This window comes from Parabacteroides sp. TM07-1AC (genome assembly GCF_003480915.1).
GTDB lineage: Bacteria > Bacteroidota > Bacteroidia > Bacteroidales > Tannerellaceae > Parabacteroides > Parabacteroides chongii.
The window spans coordinates 333,251-347,721 of sequence record NZ_QUKD01000002.1 but is presented as its reverse complement, the minus strand read 5'-3'; the positions used below and the strand labels follow the sequence as shown (position 1 = coordinate 347,721).

Below are 14,471 nucleotides of genomic sequence, written 5' to 3'. Positions count from 1 at the left end.
TTTTCAAACGGAAAAGACATATCTATGAATAAGGAAACATTTATACGCTCCCTGCAGGAACGTATCCTGATACTGGACGGTGGTATGGGTACTATGATCCAGGGATTCAAACTGACTGAACAGGATTACAGAGGCGACCGTTTCGTCGATTTTCCCGGACAGCTGAAAGGGAACAACGACCTGTTGTGCATCACCCGTCCGGATGTGATCAAGTCGATCCACCGGCAGTATCTGGATGCCGGGGCAGATATCTTCGCTACCAATACATTCAATGCGAACGCCATTTCGATGGAAGATTACGCCATGCAGGAGTATGTGCGTGAGATTAACTTGGCTGCCGGAAAGCTCGGACGGGAAGTAGCCGACGGGTTTATGGCGGAGCATCCGGACCGGACGATCTTTGTCGCCGGTTCTATCGGCCCGACCAACAAGACGGCATCCATGAGCCCCGATGTGAGTAATCCAGCTTATCGTGCGGTAACCTATAAAGATATATATAAAGCCTACAAAGAACAGGTGGAGGCGCTGGTCGACGGAGGCGTGGACATCATTCTTTTTGAAACGACTTTCGATACGCTGAACGTGAAAGCGGGATTGGAAGCTGCTGAAACTGTTTTGAAAGAAAAAGGGAAAGAGTTGCCGATCATGTTGTCACTGACGCTTTCTGCCCAGGGGGGACGTACCCTTTCCGGTCAGACACTGGGTGCCTGCCTGGCTTCTGTCCAGCATGTCAACCTGGTCAGTATCGGCTTGAATTGTTCCTTCGGAGCAGCGGATATGAAGCCTTTCCTTGCCGACCTGGCCAAACATGCTCCCTATTATATAAGCGCTTATCCGAATGCCGGATTACCCAATACGTTCGGTACCTATGACGAGACTCCGGAAAAGATGGCGGGTCATGTGAAGCCGTTCATCGAAGAGGGGCTGGTGAATATACTGGGAGGTTGTTGTGGTACCACACCCGCCCATATCGCCCAGTATCCGGCGTTGATAAAAGGAGCAAAGCCGCATGTGCCTGCCGCGAAGCCGGATTGCCTGTGGCTGTCCGGTCTTGAGCTGCTGGAAGTAAAGAAAGAAAATAACTTTATCAATATAGGCGAACGTTGTAACGTCGCCGGTTCCCGCAAGTTCCTTCGTCTGATCAAGGAAGGGAACTACGAAGAAGCCTTGACGATTGCCCGCAAGCAGGTGGAAGACGGTGCGCAGGTGATCGACATCAATATGGACGACGGGATGCTGGATGCCGTCAAGGAAATGACGACGTTCCTGAATCTGGTCGCTTCCGAACCGGATATCGCCCGGGTGCCTGTCATGATCGACTCTTCCAAATGGCAGGTGATCGAAGAAGGGCTGATGTGCGTACAGGGAAAAAGTATCGTCAACTCGATTTCCCTGAAAGAAGGGGAAGAAGTATTCCTGGCTCATGCCGCCCGCATCAAACAGTTGGGAGCGGCTGTCGTCGTCATGGCTTTCGATGAGAAAGGGCAGGCGGATACATTCGAACGGAAAGTGGAAGTCTGCGGACGCGCATATCGTTTGCTTCGGGAGAAAATAGATTTTGATCCGAACGGAATTATTTTCGATCCGAATGTACTGGCAATCGCTACCGGTATGGAAGAACATAACGGATACGGTCTGGACTTTATCCGTGCCGTCGAGTGGATCAAGCAGAATCTGCCGGGAGCCAAGGTGAGCGGCGGTATCAGTAACCTATCTTTCTCGTTCCGTGGAAATAATTATGTGCGTGAAGCGATGCACTCCGTATTCCTGTACCATGCTATTAGTAAAGGGCTGGATATGGGTATTGTAAATCCTTCTTCTGCCGTAATCTATGAAGATATCGAACCGGAGTTCCGTAATTTGCTGGAAGATGTGATTCTGTACCGTCGTCCGGAAGCCGCCGAAGAGCTGATTCAATGGACAATTGACAATGGACAATTGACAATGAAGAAAAGTGAAAAGGAACTGTCAATTGTCAATTGTCAATTGTCAATTGAAGAGCGTCTGGAGTATGCCCTGATCAAAGGCATCGGCGACCATCTGGAAGAAGACTTGCAGGAAGCATTGAAAGAATATCCGCGTCCTGTGAATATTATCGACGGTCCGCTGATGAGCGGTATGAATAAGGTCGGCGAACTGTTCGGTGCCGGGAAGATGTTCTTGCCGCAGGTGGTAAAGACAGCTCGTACCATGAAAAAGGCGGTAGCCATCCTTCAGCCAGCCATTGAAGCCGATAAAACGGCATCCGGCTCGGCGAAAGCCGGAAAGGTTCTTTTCGCAACGGTGAAAGGCGACGTACATGACATCGGCAAAAACATCGTTTCGATCGTTCTTGCCTGCAACAATTACGAAGTGATCGACCTGGGTGTGATGGTTCCTGCCGAGGTGATCGTGAAGACTGCCATCGACGAGCAACCCGACCTGGTCTGCCTGTCAGGACTGATCACGCCCTCCCTGGAAGAGATGGTACACGTGACGGACGAGATGCAGAAAGCCGGATTGACTATTCCGATCATGGTCGGTGGCGCAACCACCTCCAAGCTACATACGGCTATAAAGATAGCCCCTCATTATGATTATCCGGTGATCCACGTACTCGATGCGTCGCAGAATCCGCTGATTGCTTCGAAACTGCTGAATCCGGATACCCGCGATGCTTATATTGAAAGCCTGAATAAGGAATACGAAGCATTGCGCGTTTCGATGGATCAGAAAAAGGAGATATTAGTTCCGCTAAGTGAAGCTCGCCTCCATCCGCAGAAAATAGACTGGACCGGCTGGAATCCTACGACCCCGAATCAGTTGGGTGTCCATGTTCTGCCGTATATTCCATTGGAGGAAATCATACCTTATATACACTGGACCTTCTTCTTCTCTGCCTGGAAACTGAGCGGACGTTTTGCCGGAATCGCCCAATTGCACGGATGCGACTCCTGTCGTGCCCAGTGGTTGGCTAGTTTTCCGGAAGGAGACCGTGCGAAGGCAGCCGAAGCCATGCAGTTGCATAAAGATGCCGTCCGTCTGCTGAATCGGCTGGTGGACAGGAAGGCGGAATATTGTAAAGCCATTTACGGATTCTTCCCGGCTAATAGTGACGGGGATAGTATCCGGATGGGCGATATCGTGATCCCTGTATTGCGTCAGCAGGCAAAGAAGGACGAGGGTGTTTATAAATCGCTTGCCGATTATGTCATGCCTGCTTCGGAAGGCCGTACGGATTATGTCGGTGCTTTTGTCGTAACAGCCGGTGTCGGTGCCGAGGCTCTGAAGAACCAGTTCGAGGAGGAGGGCGATACCTACAGTTCGATGTTGCTCCAGACATTAACGGACCGTCTGGCGGAAGCACTTGCCGAATATCTGCATGAGAAGGTGCGTAAGGAATACTGGGGATATGCTCCGGACGAGTCTTTATCCATCCCGGATCTGTATAAGGTGAAATATCAGGGAATCCGTCCGGCGGTAGGCTATCCTTCGCTGCCGGATCAGTTGTTGAATTACACGCTGGATAATCTGCTGGATATGTCGCAGATCGGGGTGAAGCTGACAGAGAACGGCGCCATGTATCCGACAGCAACGGTAAGCGGTATTTACATCGCTCATCCGGATTCGCAGTATTTCATGATCGGTTCGATCGATGAAGAGCAGATGAAAGATTACGCTGCCCGTCGCAATCTGTCGGAAGCGGATGCGAAGAAGCTGCTGAATAAGAATATATCGTAAACAGATAAATGTAAAGAGCATGTGGAGATATATACGCTGGTCGTTACTGGCAGGATTGTTGATCGGGGTGTGGATTGTCATGCGGTTGCCGGTGGCAGCCGAATTTTATGCCCGTCGGATCTATCCGGCTGTTTCCGGTGTGCTGTCCCGCATCTCATCCCCTTTCCCTTTTTCCGTAGGTGATTGTTTCATCTACGGAAGCATTGTCGGTATCCTGGTCTATCTGATCTATGCTTTTGTGAAGAAGCGTTCATGGAAAAAGACAGTCGGGCGTACGGTCGAATATCTGCTATGGGTGTATGTCTGGTTTTATCTGGCCTGGGGACTGAATTATTTCCGGGAGGACTTCTTTACACGGACACAACTCCCTTATGCCGATTATTCGGAAGAGGATTTCCGCTCTTTCCTTTCGGCTTATACCGATTCGCTGAATGCCTCTTTCACTCCGGTTGAAAAGGTGGATCAGGCCGTCATTGCCTCGGAGGTGAAGAACGGTTACCAGGAGATAGCCGGACGTTTCGGGCTGGTGTCTCCCGTCGGTTACCTTCATCCGAAACCGATGCTGCTCCCGTCGTTGATGAGCGGTGTGGGAGTTTTGGGATATATAGGTCCCTTTTTTATCGAATACAATCTGAATCCGGACCTGCTTCCCGTCCAGTATCCTTTTACGTATGCCCATGAAATGGCGCATGTACTGGGCATCTCCAGTGAGGCGGAGGCCAACCTGTATGGCTTTCTGGTCTGCTCACGTTCCGAAGTGCCGGAGATCCGTTTCTCTGCCTGGTTTGCCTTGTTGCCTTATGTGTTGGGTAATGCCTGGCAGTTATTGCCGGAAGAAGACTTCGAGCAGTGGAAGGAAACGATATCGCCTGAAGTAAAAAAGGCATACAACAATAAGGTCGCTTATTGGCAGGGTTTGTATAGTCCGACGATCGGGGATATGCAGGATACGCTTTATAACTGGTTCCTGAAAAGTAACAATATCCCCTCCGGACGTAAAAATTATTCTGAAGTAGTGGCACTTCTGATGGCTGTTAATACAAAATAAACTGCTACATTTGTAACCGTCTGCGTCTCGTGACGTACTCATTTATCATACTTTAAAACTAATAAGATGGAAAATCAAAGACTCGCTTATATGCTGACCGGTATCGTCGCATTCGGACTGGCAGGTTGTTCCTCTCAACCGATAACCATTGAAGGAAAAGTATCCAATCTTTCCGGTAATACGATCGTCTATAATTCTACAATCGACGGTGTATATCAGTTTACTCAGAGAGATACCCTCTTTGTGCAGGCGGACAGCACTTATCGGATAACACTTCCTGGAAAAGAGAATGAGAAAGTCTCGTTTTATGTGTACGGGCAAAAGTATCTGGGTACAGTTTACGTCGAACCCGGTAAGAACGGGCTCGATATCGATGCCTCCCTTGAAAGCAATCTGAATGTGGAGAATAAGCTGGTGAAGGAGAATGAAATCGTGGAAGAACTTGCCCGTTTGCAGAAGGATGTCTTTGGTTTGAGAGCCCGTGAAAAAGATGTGTTCCAGGTAGCAAAAGATACGGTAGCTTCTTCTGTTTACAAGAAACTGACGGACTATGGAGCCGGTATAGAACAGAAGATAACCGGAGTCGACGACCTCTTTAAGAAAAGAGCCGTGCAGGATGTCCGCATGCAGATGTTGCTGGCCTTTATGAATCAGTATTTCGGGATTAATTACCGGGGAACGGAAGAGACAAAGAAAGAGTGGGAGGCCGTTTATCCGGAAATGCTGGAATATGCCGATATTACCCAGCCGGAGAATGTCTTTTCCGACGCATTCTCCGATGTGGTGTCGAACATTGCCGGGATAGAGCTTTATATGAAAACCAAGCAACAGCCGAAAGACCGGAATGAAGGCAAGGTAATGCTTTTCGACTGGTATAAGGAGAACCTGAAAGGACGTGTACAGGAAATCGCCATGGCCAATATTATCCTGGATGATGCTGCGAACGAAAGTTATTCGACGGGCATACCGGAGCTATACGAACAGTTTAAAGTACTGTATCCGGCCAGTATCCTTCAATCATCGCTGGAGGAGGCGATACGGAAGAACATCTCGTTTAACAAGCAGGAGCTTTCCGCAGATATTCATATCCTGAACACCGACAGTGTGCGTTCTTTTAAAGAGATAACCGACCGCTATCCGGGAAAAGTGATCTTTATCGATATCTGGGCAACCTGGTGTGGTCCTTGCCGTCAGTCTTTTGCCCATGTTGAACCCTTGCAGAAGTATGCAAAGGAGAATGATATCGTGCTGCTTTATGTTTCCATCGACCGTCCGACTGAAGCCGATTTATGGAAGAAAATGGCAGGATACTATAATCTGAAAGGGGAGCACGTACTCATCAACGAATCCTTTAAAATGGATATCTACAATACTTTCGGTAACAATGGAGCCTTGTATATCCCTCATTGCGCCATCATCAACAAAAAAGGGGAACTGCAATTCAAAGTCGCATCGAGTCCTGAAAATATGGACAAACTGATAGAACAGTTGCAGGAAGCCGGTGCGGAGTGATTAACGCCCCAGTCGTTAGCACTTAAGAATGCCTATCGTTAACCTCTAAGAATGCCCATTGTTAGAGGTTAACGATAGGCATTCTTAGGATATTATTGTCGGGTTCGGATGAACAGGCATGTATAATTTGATTGTATGTACCTAGTTCATATATTTCGATAACAACAATATCAGCGGCAGGTAATCTTTCAAGGTAACTCGCAGTTGTTTCAAGGCTTGAGTAATCCGGTAATTCACCGTTTGGGTGGAAACCTGCAGGATCTCGGCTATCTCTTTGTAGCTTTTATTTTCGAAGCGGTGCATGATAAATGCTTCCCGGTAGCTGGCGGGTAAGGCATGAATCGCCTGGCTGATCTGTTTTTTCAGTTCTTCCGCCTGGTAGAAATCGCTGTCCTGCAACATCTCCAACATATATTCATAGTAACGTGTCTCTGCCCGCAATTGCGACTGCTGGCGGGTAAGCTGGTTGATACTTCTGTGATAGACTGTTTTGTACAGATACTGGCTGAAAGAGGTATTGAATATTTGTGCTTCCCTGTTTTCCCATAACCATAACATGACATCCTGCACGATCTCTTCGGCATCTTCCTGACTGACAAACCGGTTCGCATACGTGCACAACATCGGGTAGTATCTTCTGAATAAGGTACCATAGGCTTTTTTATCTCCACGTTGCATGGCCGATAACAGGAATGAATCGTCTATTGCTTGTGAGGTCTTTTTCATACTACTGTCTCCCTGTCGGCAAAGTTAGCTTTTTTGTTGAATAAAAAAAATATCAAAAAAAAGTGGACTTCCGTTTAGTAATCCGTCGGAGTTCCCTTGTCTAATATATAAACAGGCATAAAAATGCAAATGGAAACATTCAATATAGATCAGATAGAAGAACTTCTTCCCCGGTATTGTTCCGGCGAGGCGACGGTAGAGGAATGCCGGATGGTGGAGGAATGGATCGGGCAGTCGGAAGATAACTACCGGATTGTCAAACAAATCTATGCCATCGATCAGGTAATGGGTACGGCACAGATGGAATCGAAGGTGGATACCGAAAAGGCTTTGGCATCTGTAAGCCGTAGAATGACTAAGAAACGTCAGCTGGTGAGCTGGTTCACCTGGATGCAGCGGGTGGCTGCGATTCTTTTTATCCCTCTCCTTATCACCTGGGGGATCGAGCATTTTACTCCCCGGAGGGATATAGCCCATATGATCGAGATAAAGACCAATCCGGGAATGACGACCACCGTCGATCTGCCGGACGGCTCCAAAGTATACCTCAATTCGGAATCTTCTTTGACCTATCCTTCTTTTTTCAGTGAAGACAAGAGATGCGTGCAGTTGAAAGGGGAGGCTTTCTTCGAAGTACAAAAAGACCCCGAACATCGTTTCATTGTTTCAGCTCCCAACCATACGCAGATCGAGGTGTTGGGTACATCCTTTAATGTGGAAGCTTTTGAGAGAGACTCATTTGTATCCACTACGCTGGTTGAAGGTAAGGTTTGCTTTGCCTATCAGAAGAACCAGCAGCCTGCCACGGTAGTAATGAAGCCCGGACAAAAATTAATCTACAATACAACTTCTTCTCAGGTCAAACTGATTCAGACAAGCGGTGAAACCGAAACGGCCTGGAAAGACGGAAAAATCGTTTTCTTGGCAACTCCGCTGCCGGAAGCGTTGCGGATGTTGGAGAAGCGGTTTAATGTTGACTTTGTGTTATCCAATAACCGTCTTCGTACAGAGGCATTCAATGGCTCTTTCACCAATCAGCGACTGGAACGTATATTGGAAATATTTAAAATATCATCGAATATAAAATGGCGTTACCTGGATACCCGGAATACGACTAATGAGAGAACTCGAATAGAAATTTATTAACCTAATTGAAAAAATCATGAAAAGCAGATCACCTTAAAGAAAAACATCCGATGAAATATTGGAGTATTTCATCGGATGGAAAGAATTCATTTAAAACGCTTGTTTGGCGACAAGCATAGTAAATCATTTTTTATTAATTAGATCAGTACAAAGTTATGCAAAAACATTTTAATACCCAACAGTATTGGGTAGCAGAGTTTCTGTGGTTTATCTTAAATAAAATACCGAGAGTTATGAAGTTATCAGTCTTCTTACTAATATGTACTATTGGTTTGGCACAAGCAACAGGTAGCTATGCCCAGAATGCTACTGTAAGTCTGGAGATGCGAAACCAAACGGTAAAAGAAGTGTTGGATGAGATCGAGGAACAGTCTGACTTCTCTTTCTTCTTCAATATCAAACATGTCGATTTGCAACGGAAGGTTTCTGTTGTAGTTGATAAAAGCGATATATTTAAAGTGTTAGATACAGTATTTGCTGGAACGAATGTACGTTATACAGTAGTAGACAGTAAGATTATTCTTTCAACAGAAAAACAAGAAATTCAACAGATAAGTAAGAAGAAAAAAATAGAAGGATTTGTCTGTGAACCAAATGGAGTACCTGTTATTGGTGCTAATATAGTGGAAAAAGGAACAACGAATGGGACAATAACTGATTTAGAAGGTAAGTTTGTTTTGGAAGTCGATGATAATGCTTCTGTATTGGTGAGCTTTATTGGTTTTGTGGATCAGGAAGTCTCTGTAAAAGGAAGAAATATATTACAATTAACTTTAGTAGAAGATTCACAAAATTTAGAGGAGGTAGTGGTTACAGCTTTGGGTATCAAGCGCTCAGAAAAAGGATTAGGATATTCTGTCCAAAAAGTGGATGGAGATAAACTGACAAGCGTAAAAAATATTGATGTCACATCCAACCTGATCGGAAAAGTTGCGGGCATGAATGTAAAAAGTAGTACAGAGTTTAATGAAGCTCCAACATTGACATTGCGTGGAGAATCTCCTTTGTTGGTAATAGACGGTGTTCCTTATACAAACATATCTTTACGAGATATAGCAGCAGATGACGTCGAATCAATGAGTGTATTGAAGGGGGCTACAGCTTCTGCCCTTTATGGATCTCGGGGTGGTTCAGGAGCAATTATCATTACCACGAAAAAAGGAAATGAGAAAGGTGGTTTGCAGGTGAATGTTAGTAGTAATACTATGTTTGAGGCTGGTTATGTGGCATTTCCGGAAGTTCAGACTTCTTACAGTTCAGGAGGTGCCGGACAATATCGTACAGGTGATTTTGTTTGGGGAGCTCCTCTAGATGCTGGATATATGGCAACCCAGTACAATCCGTACACCTACGACTGGGAAGAGAAAGAACTTGTTTCAAAAGGAAAAGACAATTTTAAGAATTTTCTGGAAACAGGTTTCATTACCAATAATAATATCAATCTCTCTTATCAGAGTGAAAAAGGAAGTTTCCGAACTTCTCTGACACATGTTTATAATAAAGGACAATACCCTAATACGAAATTGAATAAATTTACTTACTCAGTTGGTGGTGATTTTAAAGTAGATAAATTTAGTTTCGAAGGAAATCTGACTTACAATAAACGTTTTTACCCGAATGATAAAGGTACTAAATATGGTTCCGGCGGTTTTATCTATAATCTTGTGGTTTGGTCTGGTACAGAATATGATATTCGGGATTATAAAGATTATTGGCAGAGGGGTAAAGAAGGAGAAGCGCAGAACTGGATGGAAAACACTTGGTATGACAATCCTTATTTTTTGGCTAATGAGGTACGGCACAACGATGATTATGATGTGACAAATGGATCTTTGTCGATGAAGTATGATGTGCTACCTTGGTTGAGTATGACACTTCGTTCCGGTTTTGATTATTATCAGGATAAAGAAGAGTGGAAATATGCTAAAACTTATACTATGAATAAAAAAGGCTACTACTATGTAGATCAGGAGAATGCCTTTAGTATGAATAACGATTTCCTGGTGACGGCAAATCATCAATTTGGAAAGTTTGGTATTGACGGATTGATAGGTGGAACTATCAATTATAAACAAGGAAGCAATGTATGGGGAGAAACTAATAACGGACTGACTATCCCTGGATTCTATTCTTTAAATGCTTCTGTTGATCCAGCAAAAACCGGACAGAAGGGATTTAAGAAACAAGTGAACAGTATTTTTGGAAAAGCTACTCTATCCTGGGGAAGTCTGTTATTTGTCGATGTTACGGCTCGTAATGACTGGTCAAGTACATTGCCTAGCTCTACTCGTTCTTATTTTTATCCGTCAGTAGCTGCTAGTTTGGTCGTTTCAGAGTTGCTTAAAATGCCGGATTGGATTAGCTTATTAAAAATGAGAGGGTCATGGACACAAAATAAAAATGACTTGGATATTTATGCAATAAACAATACTTATTCAATCACTACTAATATATGGGATGGAAAAACGGCAGCTTATTATCCTAAAGTGATAAGAGGGATTGACTTGCTCCCGGAAAGTTCACGTTCTTATGAATTGGGTGCGAATGCAAACTTTTTGAATAACAGAGTTTGGGTAGATTTGACCTATTATAATAAACGGAGGAAAGATTTTGCCGTGAAAGCCCCGCTAAGTATGAGTTCAGGATATGATCAGACCTACATTAATTCGAAAGAAGAACGGGAGAGAAGAGGTTTTGAACTCTCCATTGGCGCTACTCCGGTAAAAACGAAAGATTTTGAATGGAATACGTTGTTTAACTGGTCATCCGAACGTGATGTTTTTGTGAAACTGGATTCTAAATATTCGACTAAAGCACCATGGGTAAAAGAGGGAATGCGTTGTGACTATCTTACTGCTCCTCTTTGGGATACTGATCCGTATGGGAATATAGTGCATGGAGCAAGCGGATTGCCGGAGAGTATACCTTATAAGGGCTTGATGGGATATTCATCACCCGATTGGATTTGGGGATTCTCAAATACCTTGCGCTACAAAGATTTTACCTTCCATTTTGCTTTTGACGGGTGTGTCGGTGGAGTCGCTTATAACTGGACAGACCAGGTGATGTGGAATTCCGGATCTCATATTGAATCAGATAATCAATGGCGGTATGATGAGGTTGTAAACAAGAATATTAGTTATATTGGTCCTGGTGTGAAAGTTATTTCTGGAACGATTGAGCGGGATGAATATGGACAGGTTATCAGTGATAATCGTGTATATGCTCCGAACGATGCAAGAGTATCGTATGAAAATTATATTCGTCATTATTCTAATGACTATTATGCAGGTAAACCACAATCTTATTACAATCGTACATATTTTAAACTTCGTGAAATTGCATTAAACTATACAGTGCCGAATGCATTGACGAAAAAAATAAAAATGACTGATTTAACGGTAGGTATTACTGGTAATAATTTGTTGTTATGGACAAATGAATTTAAATATTCGGATCCGGATAAAGGGGAGGATAACTTAAATTCACCATCTATGAGATACATTGGATTCAATTTGAAAACTTCATTTTAAAAAGTAAAAGATATTATGAATAAATATATAAGATCATTTATTGTTTTAGGAATTTGTTTAGGGATTTTATCCTCTTGTTCCAATTTCGATGAAATAAATAACGATCCAAATGCGACAAATCAAGTTGCACCGGGATTGCTAGCTACCGGGTTATTAATAGGAATGACCAAGCAAGATTATGAGTACGGATCATTTATCGATCATAATTTCATGAGCAAGCATGCCATTACAGCAGAATTGATTCGAAATGAATTGTATAATAAGATTTCACGTTCAGGCTTCGATTCTTTTTTGGATATAACAAATGCAAATCAGATGGTTGCGTCTGCAACTCCCGAAAACAGGATGCCTTACGAGGCTTTGGCTAGTTTTATTAAGGCTTATAAAGGCTTTTATTTATCACTGACGTTCGGAGATATACCTTATTCGGAAGCGGTGAATCCAGAAACAATAAATTATACACCCAAATACGATACACAGAAAGAAGTGATGCAGGCTATTTTGACCGATTTGGATAAAGCTGCTGAACTATTCGGGAATAGTCAAAGTTTCGAAGGAGATCCAATTTTGAATGGAGATCCTGTGAAATGGGTGAAAGTTGTGAATGGCTTTAAGTTGAAAGTGCTTATTAATTTGTATATGCATGATACGGAAGCTGACTTGAATATTCAGTCTCAGTTTGCTGAATTGGTAAACAGCAAGTCATTAATGGAAAGCAATGATGATAATTTTCAGTTAGTTTATTCCAATAAAGGAGGACAGGTGTATCCTTTCAATGATTTGTGGGCCCGAAGTAATGGATATTGTGTCTTGTCTTCCAATCTGGTTGATTCATTAAAAGTGTTAAAAGATAACCGTCTGTTCTATTTTGCAGAACCTTCAGCAGATGCTGTGTCACAAGGTCTGTCGGAGGGAGATTTTGATGCTTATGTATCTATTGATCCTAGTTTACCTTTTAGCGATATTACAAAATTGTATGGTGATGGTAAATGTTGTAAATTAAATCTACGTTACCGGGATATTAATAATCCAGCCGGCGAGCCTATCATGAGAATTGGTTATGCTGAACAATGTTTTAATATTGCAGAAGGAATTGTAAGAGGATGGATGCCTGGAAATGCCAAGGAGTTTTATGAACGGGGAGTTCGTGCGGCAATGTTGTTTGTAAAAGATCATACTCCTGATATGTATGTAGAAGGAAGACCAGCCATTACTGACGAATACATTACTGATTATTTGTCGAATGGGCGAGCTGCGTTTGCCTCGGATACGGATACTCAGTTAAAACAAATTTTCCAGCAAAAGTATTTTATCTATTTTTTACAAAATCCATGGGATGGATATTATGAATATCGTCGGGTTTTATATCCTGTTTTGCCGATTGATCCGTCGACCAATATGAATGATATCCCTGATCAGTTACCCAAGCGTTGGATGTATCCACAACGAGAATATGATGAAAATGGAGAAAACTTGAAAGTCGCTTTGGATCGTCAGTATAATGGCAAAGATACCAACAACGATTTAATGTGGATATTGAAAAAATGATGATGATAAAAATAAAGTTTTTCTTTTATGTCACTTTCCTTGCCTGTCTTTTGACAGGCTGCGGGGAAGTGCAGACCTCACGGATGGTAGAGAATATTACGGTACAAAATGGAAATGTTTATTATTATATAAAGGGATTAGAAAAGCCGTTTAATGTATTATTTCTTTCTGATACTCATTTTACAGTAGAAGATGAACGTGGAAAAGAGTATTATGCCTATACTCATCGAATGGGAGGAGGTGCAGTGGAGCCTGAAAATTATGGAAAAGGAAATGGACGTGATCTGGCTTTTCGTGCTTCTCTTGATAAAGCTAAAAAGGCAGGTTCGGAACTGGTGATTCTGGGTGGTGATATTATTAACTTCCCTTCTCTGGCTTCGGTTGAATATATCAAATCCATACTTGATGAATCAGGTTTAAACTGGATATATGTTGCGGGTAACCATGATTGGCATTATGAGGGTGAATCTGGAAGTTCTTTCTTGCAAAGAGATAAGTGGACTGCTTCTAATCTGAATGATTTGTACCAAGGGCAGAATCCGATGTTTAATGCTCAAACGGTACATGGTGTAAACTTTGTAACGATTGATAATTCTGCATTTGAAATAACTAAGGAGCAGTTGGATTTCTTTCAGAAGCAGGTCGGTAAAGGCTTGCCAATTGTTTTATCAATGCATATTCCGGTTTATTTGCCTGGGCATAATATTGATTATGGTTGTGGACATCCGGACTGGAACAAAAAGAACGATATATATTATGAAATCGAACGTAGGGAATCTTGGCCGGAAAATGGATTTATGGAAACAACTTATCAATTCTGTGATTTGGTTCTGAATAGTCCGGAGGTGATAGGTGTTTATGCAGGACATACGCATGAAGAAGCTGTTGATTTTGTGAATGGAAAACTCCAATATGTAGCTGCAGCTAATTATAACAATAAAGATATTTTGATACATTTTGTACCGGTAGATTAGGGAGGTTTTTTATACTACTAAATGATAAAAGTCGGAAAATACAAAGTGAAATATTTGTTTTTTTCGATGAAATGCCACTTATTTGAAGACAGGACTATAGTGTTAGCATTATCAGCACTATAGTCCTGCCTGTATTAGCACTACTCTGTGTGACGGAGCCTGTGACTAGTATGCTATGCGATGAAATGGGGCTTTTCATGTGTCAAAACCGGTTTTGTCGTATTTGTTACCAAAAATCTGAACATATCGTAGCATAATACTTCC

8 protein-coding genes are annotated in these 14,471 nt (G+C 43.0%); 7 read left to right on the top strand and 1 reads right to left on the bottom strand.

Features of this window, described 5'->3' with window-relative positions:
- Positions 1-24: 24 nt before the first annotated feature.
- The 3 genes from metH (at position 25) to DXD68_RS06150 (ending at position 6,280) form a co-directional block, all read left to right on the top strand.
- A complete protein-coding gene (gene metH / locus DXD68_RS06160; RefSeq protein WP_122360775.1) occupies positions 25-3,720 on the top strand; it encodes a methionine synthase in 3,696 nt (1,231 codons plus the stop codon).
- 19 nt (positions 3,721-3,739) lie between these two features.
- Positions 3,740-4,768 carry a DUF3810 domain-containing protein gene (locus tag DXD68_RS06155; RefSeq protein ID WP_233577008.1) on the top strand — a complete coding sequence of 343 codons (1,029 nt, stop codon included), beginning with the start codon at positions 3,740-3,742 and terminating at the stop codon, positions 4,766-4,768.
- Positions 4,769-4,834: 66 nt separating this feature from the next.
- A complete protein-coding gene (locus DXD68_RS06150) occupies positions 4,835-6,280 on the top strand; it encodes a TlpA family protein disulfide reductase (RefSeq protein ID WP_122360774.1) in 1,446 nt (481 codons plus the stop codon).
- 141 nt (positions 6,281-6,421) lie between these two features.
- On the opposite strand, the gene DXD68_RS06145 is transcribed toward DXD68_RS06150, so the two are convergent.
- Complete coding sequence (locus DXD68_RS06145; protein ID WP_122360773.1) at positions 6,422-7,006, bottom strand: RNA polymerase sigma-70 factor; 585 nt, start codon at positions 7,004-7,006, stop codon at positions 6,422-6,424.
- 129 nt (positions 7,007-7,135) lie between these two features.
- Between DXD68_RS06145 and DXD68_RS06140 the strand changes: the two genes are divergently transcribed.
- The 4 genes from DXD68_RS06140 to DXD68_RS06125 all read left to right on the top strand — a co-directional run bounded on the left by DXD68_RS06140 (position 7,136) and on the right by DXD68_RS06125 (position 14,207).
- Positions 7,136-8,152: a FecR family protein gene (locus tag DXD68_RS06140; RefSeq protein ID WP_122361087.1), complete on the top strand. Its 1,017-nt coding sequence runs from the start codon at positions 7,136-7,138 to the stop codon at positions 8,150-8,152.
- 233 nt (positions 8,153-8,385) lie between these two features.
- Complete coding sequence (locus DXD68_RS06135) at positions 8,386-11,685, top strand: SusC/RagA family TonB-linked outer membrane protein (protein ID WP_122360772.1); 3,300 nt, start codon at positions 8,386-8,388, stop codon at positions 11,683-11,685.
- A gap of 15 nt (positions 11,686-11,700) precedes the next feature.
- Positions 11,701-13,233, top strand: coding sequence for a SusD/RagB family nutrient-binding outer membrane lipoprotein (locus DXD68_RS06130; protein WP_122360771.1), 1,533 nt, complete (start codon positions 11,701-11,703; stop codon positions 13,231-13,233).
- Positions 13,215-14,207 (top strand): metallophosphoesterase family protein, encoded by a 993-nt coding sequence (locus DXD68_RS06125; RefSeq protein WP_147382979.1) that lies wholly within the window; start codon positions 13,215-13,217, stop codon positions 14,205-14,207. The genes DXD68_RS06130 and DXD68_RS06125 overlap by 19 nt, the downstream gene beginning before the upstream one ends.
- Positions 14,208-14,471 lie beyond the last annotated feature (264 nt).

What these genes read in the sequence shown, in the direction of transcription:
- metH (WP_122360775.1), top strand. Translation starts at nt 25, where the DNA reads ATGAATAAGGAAACATTTATACGCTCCCTGCAGGAACGTATCCTGATA.
- DXD68_RS06155 (WP_233577008.1), top strand. Translation starts at nt 3,740, where the DNA reads ATGTGGAGATATATACGCTGGTCGTTACTGGCAGGATTGTTGATCGGG.
- DXD68_RS06150 (WP_122360774.1), top strand. Translation starts at nt 4,835, where the DNA reads ATGGAAAATCAAAGACTCGCTTATATGCTGACCGGTATCGTCGCATTC.
- DXD68_RS06145 (WP_122360773.1), bottom strand. Translation starts at nt 7,006, where the DNA reads ATGAAAAAGACCTCACAAGCAATAGACGATTCATTCCTGTTATCGGCC.
- DXD68_RS06140 (WP_122361087.1), top strand. Translation starts at nt 7,136, where the DNA reads ATGGAAACATTCAATATAGATCAGATAGAAGAACTTCTTCCCCGGTAT.
- DXD68_RS06135 (WP_122360772.1), top strand. Translation starts at nt 8,386, where the DNA reads ATGAAGTTATCAGTCTTCTTACTAATATGTACTATTGGTTTGGCACAA.
- DXD68_RS06130 (WP_122360771.1), top strand. Translation starts at nt 11,701, where the DNA reads ATGAATAAATATATAAGATCATTTATTGTTTTAGGAATTTGTTTAGGG.